The sequence below is a fragment of the Kitasatospora sp. NPDC054939 genome (genome assembly GCF_053610105.1).
In genome coordinates this window covers 1-16,844 of the sequence record NZ_JBSGXP010000084.1, presented here as the reverse complement: position 1 = coordinate 16,844, position 16,844 = coordinate 1, and the positions used below count along the sequence as shown (strand labels likewise).

Here is a 16,844-nt window from a genome sequence, read left to right as displayed (position 1 = left end):
GCCACCAATCACTTGGGCATGGCCGGACCAACAGTCCGGTAGCGGGCCGCTCGTGTGAGCGTTCGCTGATCGAACTTGTAAAGCGGGGGTCGTCGGTTCGAACCCGACAGGGGGCTCAGTCTTCGAGCAGGCAGGGAACGCCCCGAACCGGGTCCGGTTCGGGGCGTTCGTGCTGTCGGGGGCGGGTGGTGTCAGCCGGTGCGGAGGCGGCGCAGGGTCCAGCCGGTGGCGTCGGGGGTGAGCGGGCGGGTGGCGGCGGTGAAGAGTTCGGCGGCGCGGCGGTAGGAGAGACGGGCGCGGCCGGTGTGCGGGCAGCGGTCGCGGGCGGTGGTGCCGGTCGGGGCGCGGCGGTCGGTGAGGAAGAGCGGGCCGGTGGTGCGGCCGGCGAGGTGGAGCGCGAGCAGTCGGGCGGTCCCGGTGCGCCAGTGCAGGGGTGCGGCCGAGGGGTGGGTGCGGCGCTGCGGGAGGTCGAGGTCGTCGGCGTCCAGGGCGAGGACGGTCTCGATGGCGGCCCCGCTCTCGTGCAGGAGGTGCCAGAGGGTCTTCTCGCGCAGTGGGACGCGGAGTGCGAAGAGGGCGCGGAGTTCGTCGGGGCCCAGCGGTGTCGCGGTGGTGGCGGGAACGGGCCGGGCGCGGAGGCCGGCGGCGGGGTCGGTGGCGAGCCAGCCGCGGGAGCGCCACCAGGCGGTGGCGGCGCGCAGGGTGGAGAGTTCGCGGTTGAGGGTGCGCGGGTCGGTGTCGGCGGCGCGGCGGTCGACGGCGGCCTGCAGGCGGGTGGCGGCGTCCGGGTGGTCGAGCAGGGCGAGCGGGAGGACGGGCGGCCGGGACCGGCGGCGTCCGGGGCCGGTGGGGGCGGGGCGGTCGGCGAGGGCCCAGGCCCAGGTGTCGAGGGCGATCCGGTAGATGCGGCGGGATCCGGCGCCGAGGCCGGAGCCGGCGAGGTACCGCTCGACCGCGACGGCGTACTCGACGGGCTGGGGGCCGGTCACGGGCGGGCCTTTCTGTCGCAGTAAATCGGTGATCCGATGGAGCTTCCAGCATAGTGGCCAAGCGCAGTAAATCGCAGGTGGAGGTGCATATGAGGGTCGGTTTACTGCGGCAATGGGGATTCCGCCGTGAATTGATGCCAAAAGGCTCAAGTTCGTACCCGGAAACCCTTGTCCGGCGTTCCCGTCCGGAGGCAGACTTGCCGTCCGTGACAGTGGATGCGGAACGGATCCCGGCTCCCCGGCGCGCGCTGAGCAGCCGTCTGGCCGTGCTGGGCGACCGTGATTTCGGATGGTTCTTCGCCGGGTACGCGACCTCGCTGCTGGGTTCCTCGATGGCCCCGGTCGCGGTGGCCTTCGCGGTGCTCGGGGCGGGCGGCGGCGGGACGGAGCTCGGCTGGGTGATGGCGGCCAGGATCCTGCCGGTCGTGCTGGTGCTGCTGGTCGGCGGGGTGGTCGCGGACCGGCTGGGCAGCCGGCGGGTGATGGTGGCGGCGGACGTGCTGCGCTGCGCGGTGCAGGCGGTGTTCGCGGCGGTGCTGCTGACCGGGCGGGCGCCGCTCTGGGTGATGGTGGCGCTGGTCGCCGTCTGGGGGCTCGGCGAGGGGGTGTTCCTGCCGGCCCTCGGTGCGCTGGTGCCCTCGCTGGTGCGTGATCCGGACCGGCTCGGGGACGCCAACACCCTGCTGGGGCTGGCCCGTTCGGTGTCGACGGTGGCGGGTCCGGTGGTCGCGGGGCTGGTCACGGCGGTGCACGGGCCCGAGGCCGTGCTGCTGGTCGACGCTCTCACGTACGCGGTCGGGGCGGTGGCGCTGCTGCGGCTCGCGGCCCGTCCGCCGGAGCCGCGGGCGGGCCGGGAGGAGTCGGTGCTCGCCGACCTCCGGGAGGGCTGGTCGGAGTTCCGCTCCCGGTCGTGGCTGTGGATCACCACTGTGCAGATGGGGCTGTTCAACCTGCTGGTGTGGGCGCCGTTCCTGGTGCTCGGCCCGCTCACCGCGCAGCGGGAACTGGGCGGGGCGCGCGACTGGGGCCTGGTGATGGGCCTGTACGGGGCCGGGGCGGTGCTCGGCGGGCTGCTGATGCTGGGCCGGCGCCCGCGTCGGCCGCTGGCGGTGGCGACGGTCGCGGGGCTCGGGTGGGCGCTGCCCTCGGCGGCGCTCGCGGCGGGTGCGGGGCTCGCGCCGGTGGGGGTGGCGGCGGTGTGCGCGGGGGTGGGGGCGGCGGTCTGCGAGACGCTGTACGCGACCACGATGCAGAGCTGGGTGCCGGCCGAAGTGCTCGCCCGGATCAGTGCGTTCGGCAGTCTGGGGGCGTTCGTGCTCGGCCCGCTGGGGTTGGCGGCGGCCGGGCCGCTGGCGGACCGGACGGGCGCGGCGGCGGTCCTGGCCTTCGGGGCGCTCTGGCAGGTGGCCGCGGGCGCGGTGGTGCTGGCGGTGCCGGCGGTCCGCCGACGGCGCTGGAGCGGCACGACCTCGGCCGGTGCGGCGGCGGGCGGTGCGACCAGGAGTGGCGCGGACTGAGGTGGGTGCGGGTGCGGGTGCGGGTGGGGGTCCGGGCGCGGGTGCGATCGGCGCCCGGCCGCAGCGGGCCGGTCACCCGGGGTGGTGGCCCGGGCGGTCGCGGGGCGGGCCTGGCGGCGGCGCCGTACGGTGGAGGGTGCGGGGGTGAACGGAGGAGGCTGCCATGCCCGGTTCTCTCACCATCGGCCACCACGAGGCCGCGGTCGCCATGGACCACACCGACGCCAAGCGACTGGCGACGGTCCTGGAGGAGATCGCCTACCTGCTGGAGATCCCGGGGCCGAACCGGATCAACGAGGCCCAGCTGAGCGCACTCTGCGAGGGCCGGACGGCCGACCGCGCCGAGCTCGTCCACTGGACGCGCGGGCTCGCCGCCGAAATCAAGGGACGGCTGTAGCAGCGCCCCGACGCCCGGGCGGTACGGCGGCGGCAGCGGGGGGCGCCGCCGTACGATGGCGCCGGGGGCGGGTGGACCGCGTCCGTGTCCGGCGTCGCCGTGCGGGCCCCGGCGGTTCGCGGGCGGGGGTCCGGTGGGAACGCCGGCGAGAACGGGGGAGGGGTGGCCGTAACGATGTCCGTACCGATGTCCGTGCCGACGACCGGGCCGATGTCCTGGATGACCGTCGAGACGCCGCTGCCCAGTGGTCCGATGCACATCGCGGTGACCCCGCTGGGGGTGGCCGCGGCCGGGTACCTGGGGCAGCCCGGGGAGCTGCCGCCGTGCACCGACGACGCGAAGATCGCTGCCGTCACCGGCCGGATCGGTGAGTACCTGGCCGGTGAGCGGCGCGAGTTGGGGCTGCCGATCGACTGGAGCCTGAGCAGCGGGCCGCACCGGGCGGTGCTGCAGGCGCTGCTGGGCTCGGTACCGTACGGGAGCACCGTCACGTACGGCGAACTGGCCGTCCGCAGCGGGGTGTTCGGCGGGGTTGCGGAGCCGGGGCTGGCGGCCCGCACGGTCGGCCAGATGATGGCCGCCAATCCCGTGGCCCTGTTGGTGCCGTGCCACCGGGTGGTGGCGGCGGACGGGATCGGCGGCTTCGGCGGCGGCCGGGTGGGGATCGACGTCAAGCGCTGGCTGCTGACCCTGGAGGGCGTGCTGGAGCCGACCCTGGACTGGAACGGGCCCCTCTAGCCGACCAGTTGGCCGACCGGGACGCCGGCCCCGACCCCCGTGCCCGCCGCGTCCCCGATGCCGGCCCCGATCGCCGTGCCCGCCGGGATCGCCGCGCCCGCCCCGACCGTCGTGCCGACGCCGACGCCGACGCCGACGCCGGTGCCGATCCGCTCGCGGGCCGAGGGCAGTCGGCGCGGCGGGACCGGCTGGATGCCCGAGACCAGGGTGTACTCGACGCCCGCGAGCTCCGGCAGCCCGCTGGTGTCGGGGCGCTCTCCGAGTGCCAACTGCACGGCGTTCCATGGCAGGTTGAGCCCGCAGAGCCGCAGTTGGTGGAGCCCGCCGGAGGGCCGGGTGTTCACGTCGATGACCACCGGTTCGCCGCCGAGGTGGCGGAACTGCACGTTGGAGAGGTAGGCCATGCCGGTGGCCTCGACCAGCCGGCGGGCGGGTTCCAGGTACGCGGGCGCGGTGGTGAAGCTGCGGCGGCGGCGGTGCTTGCTGCGGCCGACGGCGGCGAGCAGGGTGCCGTCCCGGTCGGCGAGGCAGTCGACGGAGATCTCGGGGCCTTCCAGGTAGGGCATGACGAGCAGGTCGGCGCCGTCCGGGCGGGCTTCCAGGGCGGCGACCACCTGGTCGACCTGGACCCGGGAGTCCCAGCCGGCCAGCCGGTGCAGGCCGAAGGGTTCGCGGGTGAGCACCCGGAAGCCCTCGCCGCCCGCGCCGGAGGCGGGCTTGAGGCAGGCGGTGCCGCCGGCGTCCTCGATCTGCGCGACGGCGGCGAGCAGTTCGCCGGCGGTGCGGACCTGCCACCAGGGCGGGGTGGGCAGGCCCAGGGCGGCCATCGCGGCGTAGCCGTCGACCTTGCTGTCGAAGGCCGCGACGGCGGTCGCGGGCGGGCAGGCCAGGGCGGTGCCGACGGCCTCGAACTCCTTCTGGTGCAGGGATATCGCGAGCTGGTTGAGGCGGGGGAGGAAGACGTCGACGGCGTTGCGGGCGCAGTAGTCGAGGGCGAAGGCGACGTAGGCGTCGGGGGTCAGGCCGTCGGGTTCCAGGGCGCCGTGGTCGGCGGCGGCGAGGACCGGGGAGTCGGGGTCGCTGTGGGTGGCGTGGATCTCGACCGGGCGCGGTGCGGCGCGCAGGAGTTCGATGAAGAAGACGTTCTCGGCGTAGGTACGGTTCAGCCAGACGCGTACGGGCGCGCTCACGGGGGTCTCCCTGGTCAGGGGCGAACGAAGGGAGGGCATCCGGTGCGGTATCGGCGCTCTCGGCAGCTCGCCCCGTGGCCCTTTGAGGCGGCACCTTAGCGGCCCTCGTCCGGGGTTCGAACGCCGGGTGGGGGCGCTCGGGGCGGCGCGTGCGGCGGGGGCGGGCCCGCCCCCGCGCGATTGATTCGAACGCGTGACGAACTTATGAGCGAATGAATATCGATCAGGTGATCTAGTCGTACTATTTGTTCGGCTATTCCGACCACTCGAAAGAGTGATTGCGGGCAACCCCGAATGGGCTCACCATGAATCTTGCAAGGTGACAGTTCATCGGGTACGCGAAGGGCTCCCCCCATGTCCACCGAAACCAACGTCGGTATTCCTCTGCCGGGCGGCCCGTCGCAGGCGGGCCCGGCGCCGGTCCAGCAGAGTCTGAGCACCGCCGGTGCGAGGAACCTGGCGACGACCACCAAGTCCGCGCCGCAGATGCAGGAGATCAGCCCCCGCTGGCTGCTCCGGATGCTGCCGTGGGTCCAGGTGTCCGGCGGTACCTACCGGGTCAACCGCCGTCTGCGCCACGCGGTCGGCCGCGGTCGGGTGGGCTGCGTCCAGGAGGGGACGCAGGTGAGGGTCCTGGCGCCGACCCTGCGCGAGGTTCCGGTGCTGCGGGGCTTCGAGGACGATGCGGTGCTGGAGGAGCTGGCGGGCCGCTTCACGCAACGCGAGTTCTCCCCGGGTGACGTCCTGGTCGAGGCGGGCGCCCCGATCGGCGAGGTCTTCATCATCGCGCACGGCAAGCTCAGCCGGATCGGGACCGGCAAATACGGCGAGGAGACGGTGGTCGGCACGCTCGCCGACGGCGACCACCTCGGCGACGAGGTCCTGCAGCAGTCCGACGGGGACTGGCCGTACACCGTGCGCGCCGCCACCTCGGGCACCGTGCTGGCGCTCTCCTGGCAGTCCTTCCAGGAGCTCGCCGACCGCTCCGAGGCCCTGCAGCTGCAGATCATGGAGTACCTCAACGGCTTCCAGCGGCCGCAGAACAAGCACGGCGAGGCCGCGATCAACCTCTCCGCGGGCCACGCCGGCGAGTTCGAGCTGCCCAGCGCCTTCGTGGACTACGAGCTCCGGCCGCGCGAGTACGAGCTGAGCGTCGCGCAGACGATCCTGAAGGTCCACTCCCGGGTCGCCGACCTCTACAACCAGCCGATGAACCAGACCGAGCACCAGCTCCGGCTGACCATCGAGGCGCTGCGCGAGCGCCAGGAGCACGAGCTGGTCAACAACCCCGAGTTCGGGCTCCTGCAGAACGCCGCGTACGACCAGCGCATCCAGACCCACTCCGGCCCGCCCACCCCGGACGACATGGACGAGCTGCTGAGCCGGCGCCGCAGCACCAAGATGTTCCTCGCCCACCCCCGGGCCATCGCCGCGTTCGGCCGGGAGTGCAACCGGCGCGGCCTCTACCCCGACACCGTCGAGGTGCACGGCCGCCAGGTCACCGCCTGGCGCGGGGTGCCGGTCTTCCCGTGCAACAAGATCCCGATCGTCGGCGGGCACACCAGCTCGATCCTCGCCCTGCGCACCGGCGAGGAGAACCAGGGCGTCATCGGTCTGCACCAGACCGGAATTCCCGATGAATACCAGCCCGGACTCTCCGTCCGATTCATGGGCATCAACGAGAAGGCGATCATCTCCTATCTCGTCACCGCCTACTATTCCGCGGCCGTTCTGGTGCCCGATGCGATCGGCGTGCTGGAGAACGTGGACATCGCCCACCGGTAGGAGCAGTCGGGGGAGCAGCCGGAGCGCGGCCCGCGGGGGCCGCGGACAGGAGCACCCGCCCGGTCGGCGACGCGGTTCGCCGAGCCGACCGGGCCGGGCGCTCGGCCATTACCGAGGGGGAGGAACCATGGGAATCTTCACGCTGGAGCGGGACCACCGCGAGGGCCACGAGGCGGAGGACGTACTGGCCCGCGCCCGCACCCTGGTCGACCCGGTGCTCCGCGCCGCCGTCGACTCGCTGCCCGGCGCGATGCGCAAGGTCGCCGGCTACCACTTCGGCTGGTGGGAGGCCGACGGCTCGCCCGTCGAGGCCCCGGCCGGCAAGGCGATCCGGCCGGCCATGGTCCTGGCCGCCGCCCAGGCCCTCGGCGGTGCCCCCGGCTCCGTCACCGCCGCCGCGGCCGCCGTGGAACTCGTCCACAACTTCACCCTGCTCCACGACGACGTCATCGACCGCGACGAGACCCGCCGCCACCGGCCCACCGCCTGGAGGGTGTTCGGCACCACCGAGGCCATCCTCGCCGGGGACGCCATGCACTCGCTCGCGCTGCGGCTGCTCGCCGAGGACGCCCACCCGGCGACCCCCGCCGCCGTCCGCTACCTCACCGACTGCGTGGTCGAGCTCTGCGAGGGCCAGCAGATCGACTGCGCCTTCGAACAGCGCAGCGACGTCTCGCTCGCCGAGTGCCTGGCAATGGCCGAGGCGAAGACCGGCGCCCTGCTCGGTGCGGCCTGCGCGACGGGCGCACTGTACGCCGGGGCGGACGAGGCCGCGGTCCGCGCGATGGACGGCTTCGGCCGGGAGATCGGGCTCGCCTTCCAACTGATCGACGACCTCATCGGCATCTGGGGGGATCCAGCGGTCACCGGCAAGCCGGTCGGCGCGGACCTGGTCGCCCGCAAGAAGTCCCTGCCGGTCGTCGCGGCGCTCGGCTCCGGTACGGAGGAGGGGGCCGTACTGGCGCACCTCTACGGGCTGGAGCGGCCGCTCACCCCGGAGGAGCTGGCGCGCTGCGCCGCCGCGGTGGACGCGGCCGGCGGCCGGGGCTGGGCCCAGGGTGAGTCCTGCGAGCGGATGGCCGCCGCGATTGCCCAGCTGGCCAGGGCCGTTCCCGAGCCCTCCGCGGCCGACGAACTGCTCGCCCTCGCCGAGCTGGTCACCCGCCGCTCCCACTGACGCGCGCGCCAGCCCGCGGGGGCACCTGCCCGCACTGACGCCAGCGCGCACTGACGTCGACACCTGCCCGCACCGGCACCCGCCCGCGCCGACGCCGCCCACCTGCCGCCGTACCGTCCCCGACCCGGTCCCCGGGGCTCCGCGCCCCGGGGGCTGCGGTCGTCCGTCCGCCGACGCCGTCCGTCCGCCGACATGCTGATCCACCGCCCCCCGCATAGCATCCCTTTCGTACCGAATTGCGCCGCCGCTCGGGCACAGGGGAGCACAGGGGAGAACGTCAGATGGGCAACCCGGCACTCGTGGATCCGTCCACCGTCCGCGCCACCGCCGCCGAGGCGTGGATCTGGGGCCACCCCCTCCTGGCGAACTACCGGACACTCTTCTTCCAGGTGATCGACGACGCCGACCCGCGGCACATCGGCGGTTTCGGCGTGTTCGAGCACCAGCCGCAGCCGGTCGGCCCGGACGACACCGACGCCGTCACGCCCACCGGCGACACCGCGCTCTCCCGGGCCTGGCTGGACCTCAGGGCCGAGCCCTGGGTGCTCTCCGTCCCCGCCGCGGACCGCTACTACGTGCTGCCGGTGCACGACCTGGACACCGCCTACGCCGGGTTCGTCGGCGCCCGCTCCACCGGGCAGGAGGCCGGTGACCACCTGATCGCCGGCCCGGACTGGCAGGGCGAGGCGCCGGAGGGCATCACCGGCGTGATCCGCACCGCCACCCGGCTGGTCGGCATCGTCGGCCGGACCCACCTCGCCGACGGGACGCCCGGGGCGGTGGCGGAGCTGAAGGGGCTTCAGCGGCAGTACCGCCTCCGCCCGCTGCACGAGTACGCCGGCACCCCGGCGCCCGAACACCTGCCGCCGCACCCGGTCTGGCCGGTCTGGCGCGAGGAGGTCTGGGACGGTATCGAGTTCTTCGGCTTCCTCGACTTCCTGCTCGGCTTCTTCCCCGCACTCCCCGAGGACGCGGACCTGCGCGGGCGGCTCGCCGACCTCGGCATCGACGGCCGGGGCGAGTTCGAGCCCGCCGCCCTGCCGCTCGACCACCGCACCGAGATCGCGCACGGCATCGCCGACGCCCGGGCCCGGCTCGCCGAGGCGGTCCGGCACGGCTCCACCCCGGCCGGCATGTTCGGCACCCGGGAGCAGCTCGGGGCCGAGCACCTCAAGCGGGCCGCCGCGGCGGCGACGGGCCTGTACGGGCTGCCGCCGGAGGAGGTCTGGTACGGCGGCTGGAGCGAGGACGGTGCGGGCAACCGCCCGCCGAACGCCAGCGACCGCGACTACGTTCTGCGCTTCGCCCCCGAGGAGCTCCCGCCCGTCCGGTTCCTCTGGTCGGTGACCGTGTACGAGCTGCCCGGCGGCCTGCTGGTCGACAACATCCTCGACCGCTACGCCATCGGGGACCGCACCCCGGGGCTGGTCCGCGACCCGGACGGCGGCCTCACCCTCCACGTCCGGCACAAGCGGCCCGCCGACGCCCAGCACTCCGCCAACTGGCTGCCCGCCCCGGACGGACCGTTCGCGCTGGTGATCCGGCTGTACGGGCCGGACCGCCCGGTCCTCGACGGCTCCTGGCGGCTCCCGCCGCTCCTCCCGTGCTGACCACCGGCCCACCGCCGCCCGCCGTCGGCCGCCCGCCCGCGGCAGGCCGTCCACCCGCCACCCCCGTGCCGCCCGCCGCCCCGGTGCACCCCCTCGCTGTGCCGCCCGCCGCCCCGGCGTACCCCGTCGCTCCGCCACCGGCCCGATCGGGCCTCCCGGACAAGGACCCCGCATGACCGAAGCCGAGCTGGAAGCCCTGGCCGCCGACGCCTACGTCTACGGCTACCCCCTGGTGTTCGACCTGTCGATGGTGGAGGGCTTCCACACCAAGGGCCTCGGCAGCATCGCCGCCGCACCGTTCAACCGGTTCAGCCACAGCGGCACCCTGGCCGGGCCCGAGGACGCCTACGTTTCGGTCAACAACGACACCCTGTACTCCATCGCCCTGCTCGACCTCTCCGAGGGCCCGCAGGTGCTGCAGGTGCCGGACAGCGGCGGCGCCTACTACGTGCTGCAGTTCATCGACGCGTGGACCAACAACTTCGCCTACCTGGGCAGCCGGGCCACCGGCACCGGCGCACAGAAGTGGCTGATCGTCCCGCCGGGCTGGCACGGCGTCCCGCTGGAGGGGCACGGGCTGATCGAGTCCCCCACCACGGTGGCGACCGTCGTCGGCCGCACCGCCTGCGACGGACCGGCCGACCTGGCCAGGGCCGTGGCCTTCCAGGGCGGGATGGAGCTCGGAGCGTTGGAGGCCGGCGGGGTCGCGGCGGGCCTGCCGCGACCGGACCCCGAGGTGCCGGAGGCCCTGGGCTTCTTCGAACGCCTCCGGGTCTGGGCGGCGGCCTTCCCGCCCCCCGCGGCGGACCTCGCCTACCAGCAGCGGTTCGCGCCGCTCGGCCTGCTCGACGGGGGACCGTCGCCGTACCGGGCGGCGGCACCCGAGTGGGCGGCTGCGCTCTCCCGCGGACAGGCGGCCGGACGCGAGCGGGTCGAGGCGGCCACCAGGCCTGCCGTCGAGGAGTCGACCGGCGAGTGGAACGCCAACCTGCACCTCTTCGACTACAACCTCGACCACTTCGGCCCCGGAACGCTGAACGACCCCGAGTGGCGCATCCCGGACCGCCGGGCCGCCTACCTGACCCGTGCGGTCGCCGCCCGCGCCGCGCTCTGGGGCAACCACGCGTACGAGGCGGTGTACGCCAGCACCTTCGACGACGCCGACGGGCACCCGCTCACCGGCGCCCACGCGTACACCCTGCGCTTCGACGTACCACCGCCGGTGGACGCCTTCTGGTCCGTCACCATGTACGCGCTGCCGGACTACTACCTGGTCGCCAACCCGATCGACCGCTACGCGATCGGCGACCGCACTCCGGGGCTGGTCCGCGGCGAGGACGGTTCGCTGACCCTCGTCCTGCAGCACGAGCGGCCGACCGACCCGGACGAGGCGGCCAACTGGCTGCCCGCGCCGGAGGGCGAGTTCCGGCCGATGGTCCGCCTCTACCAGCCGCAGGCGGCCGTCCTCGACGGCAGCTACCGGCTGCCGCTGATCCGCCGCCGCTGACGGGGAGCGGGGATGGGAGACGCCGTCGGCGGGATGCTGGCCTCGGCCGTGGGCATCGCGGTGAGCCCGCTGGGGCTGGTCGCGACGGTCCTGCTTCTGGCCTCCCCGCGGGGGCGGGTCAACGGGCCGGCCTTCGCCGCCGGGTGGACGGCGGCGCTGGCGGCGGTGGTCGCCGTGGTGGTCCTGCTCGGGTCCGGTGCGGACGGCGGCGCCGGTGGGGACCGGCCCGCCTGGTCGTGGTGGCTGCGGCTGGGGTTGGGCGTGCTGTTCCTGCTGCTCGGGGCGGCGCAGTGGCGGGACCGTCCGCGCGAGGGGCACGTGCACAGCCCGCCGAAGTGGATGCAGGCGGTCGACCGCTTCACCCCGGCCCGGTCCGCCGGGCTGGCGGCCCTCCTGGTGGCGGCGAACCCGAAGAACCTGGTGCTGGCGGTCGGCGGGGCAGTGGCCGTCGCCACCGCGCCCGCCTCGGCGGCCGGCAAGGCGGGGGCGGCTGCGCTGCTGGTGCTGATCGGCTCGTCGTGCACGCTGCTGCCGCTGGCGGTCCACCTGTTCGGCGGGCAGCGGTCGGACCGGGTGCTGGGGGAGTGGAAGGCGTGGATGGCCACCCACAACACGGCGATCGTGATGGTGGTCCTGCTGGTGCTGGGCGCCAAGTACGTCGGGGACGCGATCACCGGTCTGACCGCCTGACCGCCTGACCGCCTGACCGCCTGACCGACCACCCGCTCCTCGGGCCCGCCCGCCTGCCACCCGCCGTCCGACCACCCCCCCCGGCCACCCCGGCCCTCCGGCTCAGCCCGCGGTCCCCGCCGGTGTGCTGCCGGAGCCGCCGTTCGGGCCGCCGCTGCTGGTGCCGGGCCCGGTCGTCGGGGTGGCGCTCGGGCCGGCCGTCGGCGCCGTCGTGGGCGGGGCGGTCGGTGAGGAGGTCGGCGGGACCGGAGAGGCGCTGCCGGACGGCGTCCCCGGTGACGGCGGGTCGGTGGTCGGGCTCGCCGTCGGCTCCGGACCGGCGGTCGGCGACGACGTGGCCGGTGGGGTGGGTGCCGGGGTGGCCGAGCCGCCGGGGGTCGGTTCGGTGCCGGGTGTCGGGTGGCCGCCCGGGTGCTGCCGTCCTCCCTCCAGGGTCACCACGGCGTGCGAGGGCGGCAGCGCGATCCGGGCGGTCCAGGGGGCGTCGGGCGCCCGGTCCTCGTCCACCGTGACGATCACGGTGATTCGCTGGCCGGGCAGCAGGGTGCCGGAGTCCCGGCTGAGCCGGAGCCAGGGGGCGTCGACGACGGCCTGCCACGTGATGTCGGTGCCGCCGGAGTTGGTCAGCGTGAGCACGGTGCGGTTGCCGTACTCGCCGGCCTCGACGGTCAGCAGGCCGCCCGGGACGGGCTGGGCAGGCCGGCCGTCGGCGGCCCGGTCGGGTCCGGCGGGCGGGGCGGGCAGGGCGACCAGGGCCGGGCTGTCGAGCGGGGTGCAGCCGTGCGCGGGGACCGGTACGGCGGGGCCCTGGATCCCGGGAAACGTTTCTGCATTCGAGGGTCCCGCCCCCGCCAGCGCCAGGCCGGCGGTAGTCGTGCCGGTGCCCGCGACGGTGCCGCCCACGGGCTCGGCACCGGCGGGCCGGCCCTGTTCGGGCGAGCCGTTGCGGCCGTCCTCGTCGACCCGGACCGAGGAGACGGTGGCCGCCGCCGTCGGGCCGCCGCCGTCCTGGTACCCGGCCCAGAGCGCGACCACCGGGGCGGCGAGCACCGCGGCCAGGACGCCGGTGGTCACCACGCGCTGGCGCACCACCGTGCCCCGGGCGTCGTCCGGGGCACGGTGGCGGGGGAAGCCCCGCTGGTCGAAGCGCAGCCCCGGTTCGGTCACCGGCGCCGGACCGGCGAGCCGGCGGCCGGGGGCCGCACCGGGCAGGTAGGCCACCCCGTCCACCGCGGTCACCCCCTGCGCGGCACCCGCCCCGTTCAGCGCGCCCGCCCCGCGGCCCCCGGCCACTGGGCCCGCCCCGCCGCCGCCCGCCCCGCCGAAGGCGCCCGCGCCGGGCGCACCGGCCGCGCCGGGTGCGAGCGCCTCCGGCGGCGCGGGAAGCACCGGCAGACCCGAAAGCCCCGCGAGCACCCCGCCGTCGGAACCGCCCCCGCCCCAGCTGCCGAGGCCGCCCGCGCCGCCCCCGCTGCCGACGCCGGCCCAGCCCCCGCCGGGGGCCCCGCCCGCCACCCGCTCCGCGGTGCCTCGGCAGGTCGGGCAGTCCACCACGTGCTGCACCAGCTCCCGGCGCAGCGCCGGGCCGAGCACCCAGTCCCGCCAGCTCTCCGCCCCGGCCCCGCCGAGCCGGTCCAGTTCGGGGCAGCTGCCGACGCCGAGCACCAGCAGCGCGGCCCGGGTCCGGGCGACCTCCGCCCCGGCGGCGGCCAGCACCGCCCGGGCCCGGTCGAACGGGATGCCGAGGACCTCCGCCACCTCGATCGGGCTGAGCCGGTGTCGGACGGCGAGCTCCAGCGCCTCGCGCTGCTCGGGGTCGGTGCCGGCCGCCTCGGGCCAGGCGAGCGAGGCCAGCTCGCGCCGCCGCCGGCCGGCCTCGGCGGACGCGTCCGGCCCGTCGGCGGCCCCCGCCCCGCCGCCGTGCACGCCGTCCCTGTCCGTCCAGCCGGGGCCGTCCACCCCGGCGGGCCCGTCGACCCCGCCCGCCATCCGGCGCAGGCAGCAGTAGCGCGCCAGCGAGTACAGCCAGGCGCGCACCAGCCCGGGTTCGGTCAGCCGCGCCCCGTGGCGCAGCGCCAGTTCGCGCACCTCGCGCAGGGCGGCGGTGGCCGCCCCGTGCTCGCACAGCACCGAGAGGCAGTAGGTGAACAGGCCGTCCACCTGCCGGTCGTACGCCGTCCTCACGGCCTCGCGGGACCTGTCAGCACTCGTCGTCACCCGGTCGACGGTAGAGACGCGGGCCGCGTACGCCCCGCCATTCCCTGCTGTTGTACTTCTTTCGGGTAACAACATCGCCCGATCCGGTACCGCGGTGGACGCCGGGGCGACGGCCGCGGGGACAGCGACGGCCGGGGCGACAGCCGGCGCGGCCGTCCCGGGCGGCGCGCGGCGCCCCGCGCTCCGGCCCGCGTTGTCCGACCCACCCGCTACGGTGGCTCGCATGGCTCCGCGTACCAAGACCACCGCCAAGCCGCGCCCGGCGTACCGCTGCACCGAGTGCGGCAACCAGCTGCCCAAGTGGGTCGGCCGGTGCCCCGAGTGCAATGCGTGGGGCACGGTCGAGGAGTACGGCGCGGTGCCGATCCGGACCACCGCCGCCGGCCCGGTGTCCGCGCCCGCCCGCCCGATCGGCCAGGTGGACGGCCAGGTGGCCACCGCGCGCTCCACCGGCGTCCCCGAGCTGGACCGGGTGCTCGGCGGCGGGCTGGTCCCCGGCGCCGTGGTCCTGCTGGCGGGCGAGCCGGGTGTCGGCAAGTCCACCCTGCTGCTGGACGTCGCCGCCAAGGCCGCCACCGGGCAGCACCGCACGCTCTACGTCACGGGTGAGGAGTCGGCCGGCCAGGTGCGGCTGCGCGCCGACCGGATCAACGCGCTCTCCGAGCACCTGTACCTGGCGGCGGAGTCCGACCTCGGTGCCGTCCTCGGCCACATCGACGCGGTCAACCCGGGCCTGCTGATCCTGGACTCGGTGCAGACCATCGCCTCCGCCGAGCTGGACGGCGCCCCCGGCGGCCCGGCCCAGGTCCGCGAGGTGGCGAACGCGCTGATCCGGGTCTCCAAGGATCGCGGCATGGCCAGCCTGCTGGTCGGCCACGTCACCAAGGACGGCCAGATCGCCGGCCCGCGGCTGCTGGAGCACCTGGTCGACGTGGTGCTGAGCTTCGAGGGCGACCGGCACGCCCGGCTGCGGATCATCCGCGGGGTCAAGAACCGCTACGGCGCCACCGACGAGGTCGGCTGCTTCGAGCTGCACGACGAGGGCATCGAGGGCCTGGCGGACCCGTCCGGGCTGTTCCTGACCCGGCGTGACAAGCCGGTCCCGGGGACGTGCCTGACCGTCACCCTGGAGGGCAAGCGCCCGCTGGTGGCCGAGGTGCAGGCGCTGATGGTGGATTCGCAGATCCCGTCCCCGCGCCGGACGACCTCCGGGCTGGAGTCGCCCCGGATCGCGATGATCCTGGCCGTGGTCGAGCGCCACGGCGGGGTCAAGCTGGGCAAGCAGGACATCTACACGGCGACGGTCGGCGGGGTGAAGCTCACCGAGCCCTCGGCGGACCTCGCGATCGCGCTCGCGGTGGCCAGCTCGTCCTCCGACACCCCGCTGCCGAGCAACCTGGTGGCGATCGGGGAGGTCGGTCTGGCGGGCGAGGTCCGGCGGGTGACGGGTGTGCAGCGGCGGCTGGCCGAGGCGCACCGGCTGGGCTTCACCCACGCGCTGGTCCCGCCGGATCCGGGCAAGGTCCCGGCGGGGATGAAGGTGGTCGAGGTGGCCGACATCGGCGAGGCACTGCGGGCGATCCCGGGCCGCCGCCGGGCCGCCGCCAAGCCGCGCGGTGAGGCGGCGTCGGCCCCGCGCGAGACGCCCCCGCCGCCCCGCGGGGCGTCCGTCACGGCCTACCCCGAGGAGCTGATGGCCGGGTGGGAGCCGGTCGACTCCGACGAACTGCGCTGACCCAAGCCCTGTTATTGCCGCACGCAGTTAGACTTTCCCCTGTCTAATGGGCGACAAGGCAGTAATTAGAGACAGAGCGACAGACCGCAGGCCGGCGTACGGACGCACGGGCGCGCCGCGGTACGGGTCGACCGGAGGAGTCACGTGGCAGCCAGCGACCGGGCGGACAAGTCCTCCCGTGAGGAGGCCCTGCTGCGGGCCTCCCTGAGTGCCATCGCGCCAGGGACGGGGCTGCGTGACGGCCTGGAGCGGGTCCTGCGGGCCAACACGGGTGGCCTGATCGTGCTCGGCTTCGACAAGACGGTCGAGTCGATCTGCACCGGCGGGTTCGTCCTGGACGTCGAGTTCACCGCAACCCGGCTGCGCGAGCTGTGCAAGCTCGATGGCGCGGTGGTGCTGGACAAGGACATCACCAAGATCGTCCGCGCCGGGGTGCACCTGATGCCGGACTCCACCATCCCGACCGACGAGACCGGCACCCGCCACCGCACCGCGGAGCGGGTCAACCGGCAGACCGGCTTCCCGGTGGTCGCGGTCTCGCACTCGATGCGCCTGATCGCGATGTACGTCAACGGCACCCGCCGGGTGCTGGAGGACTCCACCACCGTGCTCTCCCGCGCCAACCAGGCGCTGGCCACCCTGGAGCGGTACAAGCTGCGCCTGGACGAGGTGGCCGGCACCCTGTCCGCCCTGGAGATCGAGGACCTGGTCACCGTCCGGGACGTCACCGCCGTCGCCCAGCGCCTGGAGATGGTGCGGCTGATCGCCACCGAGATCGCCGGCTACGTGCTGGAGCTCGGCACCGACGGCCGGCTGCTCTCGCTCCAGCTGGACGAGCTGATCGCCGGCGTGGAGCCGGAGCGCGAGCTGGTCGCCCGGGACTACTTCCCGGAGCGGGCCGCCAAGAAGGGCCGGACGGTCGCCGAGGTGCTGGCCGACCTGGAGGCGCTGACCCACGCCGAGCTGCTGGACCTGCAGACGGTCGCCAAGGCGCTCGGCTACTCGGGCACGCCGGAGTCCCTGGACTCCGCGGTCTCGCCGCGCGGCTACCGGCTGCTGGCGAAGATCCCGCGCCTGCCGAACACCGTGATAGAGCGGCTGGTCGAGCACTTCGGCGGGCTGCAGAAGCTGCTCGCGGCCTCGATCGACGACCTGCAGACCGTCGAGGGCGTCGGCGAGACCCGCGCCCGCTCGGTCCGCGAGGGCCTGTCCCGCCTTGCTGAATCGTCCATTCTGGAGCGCTACGTCTGACCCGCGCGGACGGACACGGCGGCGGCCCCGGGGATCCGATC

13 protein-coding genes are annotated in these 16,844 nt (G+C 75.0%); 10 read left to right on the top strand and 3 right to left on the bottom strand.

Annotation, left to right across the window (positions count from 1 at the left end):
- Positions 1-191: 191 nt before the first annotated feature.
- Positions 192-989 (bottom strand): hypothetical protein, encoded by a 798-nt coding sequence (locus tag ACWGB8_RS23000; protein ID WP_452215432.1) that lies wholly within the window; start codon positions 987-989, stop codon positions 192-194.
- Positions 990-1,195: 206 nt separating this feature from the next.
- Between ACWGB8_RS23000 and ACWGB8_RS22995 the strand changes: the two genes are divergently transcribed.
- From ACWGB8_RS22995 to ACWGB8_RS22985, 3 genes are all read left to right on the top strand, one after another.
- The gene (locus ACWGB8_RS22995; protein WP_452215431.1) at positions 1,196-2,506 is read left to right on the top strand and encodes an MFS transporter; all 1,311 of its coding nucleotides are present in this window, start codon (positions 1,196-1,198) and stop codon (positions 2,504-2,506) included.
- 163 nt (positions 2,507-2,669) lie between these two features.
- On the top strand, positions 2,670-2,903 hold the full coding sequence (locus ACWGB8_RS22990; protein ID WP_452215430.1) for a hypothetical protein: 234 nt from the start codon (positions 2,670-2,672) through the stop codon (positions 2,901-2,903).
- 186 nt (positions 2,904-3,089) lie between these two features.
- The gene (locus ACWGB8_RS22985) at positions 3,090-3,641 is read left to right on the top strand and encodes a methylated-DNA--[protein]-cysteine S-methyltransferase (RefSeq protein ID WP_452215429.1); all 552 of its coding nucleotides are present in this window, start codon (positions 3,090-3,092) and stop codon (positions 3,639-3,641) included.
- Here ACWGB8_RS22985 and ACWGB8_RS22980 read toward each other — a convergent pair.
- Positions 3,638-4,831, bottom strand: coding sequence for an ATP-grasp domain-containing protein (locus ACWGB8_RS22980; RefSeq protein ID WP_452215428.1), 1,194 nt, complete (start codon positions 4,829-4,831; stop codon positions 3,638-3,640). The genes ACWGB8_RS22985 and ACWGB8_RS22980 overlap by 4 nt on opposite strands.
- A 354-nt stretch (positions 4,832-5,185) precedes the next feature.
- On the opposite strand from ACWGB8_RS22980, the gene ACWGB8_RS22975 reads away from it, so the two are divergent.
- From ACWGB8_RS22975 to ACWGB8_RS22955, 5 genes are all read left to right on the top strand, one after another.
- Entirely contained in the window at positions 5,186-6,616 is a 1,431-nt protein-coding gene (locus ACWGB8_RS22975) for a family 2B encapsulin nanocompartment shell protein (protein ID WP_452215427.1), read from the top strand.
- 127 nt (positions 6,617-6,743) lie between these two features.
- The gene (locus tag ACWGB8_RS22970) at positions 6,744-7,793 is read left to right on the top strand and encodes a family 2 encapsulin nanocompartment cargo protein polyprenyl transferase (RefSeq protein ID WP_452215426.1); all 1,050 of its coding nucleotides are present in this window, start codon (positions 6,744-6,746) and stop codon (positions 7,791-7,793) included.
- A gap of 281 nt (positions 7,794-8,074) precedes the next feature.
- Positions 8,075-9,403 carry a DUF1254 domain-containing protein gene (locus tag ACWGB8_RS22965; protein WP_452215425.1) on the top strand — a complete coding sequence of 443 codons (1,329 nt, stop codon included), beginning with the start codon at positions 8,075-8,077 and terminating at the stop codon, positions 9,401-9,403.
- Positions 9,404-9,575: 172 nt separating this feature from the next.
- On the top strand, positions 9,576-10,910 hold the full coding sequence (locus tag ACWGB8_RS22960) for a DUF1254 domain-containing protein (protein ID WP_452215424.1): 1,335 nt from the start codon (positions 9,576-9,578) through the stop codon (positions 10,908-10,910).
- Positions 10,911-10,922: 12 nt separating this feature from the next.
- A complete protein-coding gene (locus tag ACWGB8_RS22955; RefSeq protein WP_452215423.1) occupies positions 10,923-11,600 on the top strand; it encodes a GAP family protein in 678 nt (225 codons plus the stop codon).
- A gap of 102 nt (positions 11,601-11,702) precedes the next feature.
- Here the strand turns inward: ACWGB8_RS22955 and ACWGB8_RS22950 are convergent, their stop codons facing one another.
- Positions 11,703-13,817, bottom strand: a complete 2,115-nt coding sequence (locus ACWGB8_RS22950) for a BACON domain-containing protein (protein ID WP_452215422.1) — start codon at positions 13,815-13,817, stop codon at positions 11,703-11,705.
- A 223-nt stretch (positions 13,818-14,040) separates the two neighbouring features.
- On the opposite strand from ACWGB8_RS22950, the gene radA reads away from it, so the two are divergent.
- Both radA and disA read left to right on the top strand, forming a co-directional pair.
- On the top strand, positions 14,041-15,552 hold the full coding sequence (radA, locus tag ACWGB8_RS22945) for a DNA repair protein RadA (protein WP_452215421.1): 1,512 nt from the start codon (positions 14,041-14,043) through the stop codon (positions 15,550-15,552).
- 144 nt (positions 15,553-15,696) lie between these two features.
- The gene (gene disA, locus ACWGB8_RS22940) at positions 15,697-16,803 is read left to right on the top strand and encodes a DNA integrity scanning diadenylate cyclase DisA (RefSeq protein WP_452215420.1); all 1,107 of its coding nucleotides are present in this window, start codon (positions 15,697-15,699) and stop codon (positions 16,801-16,803) included.
- Positions 16,804-16,844 lie beyond the last annotated feature (41 nt).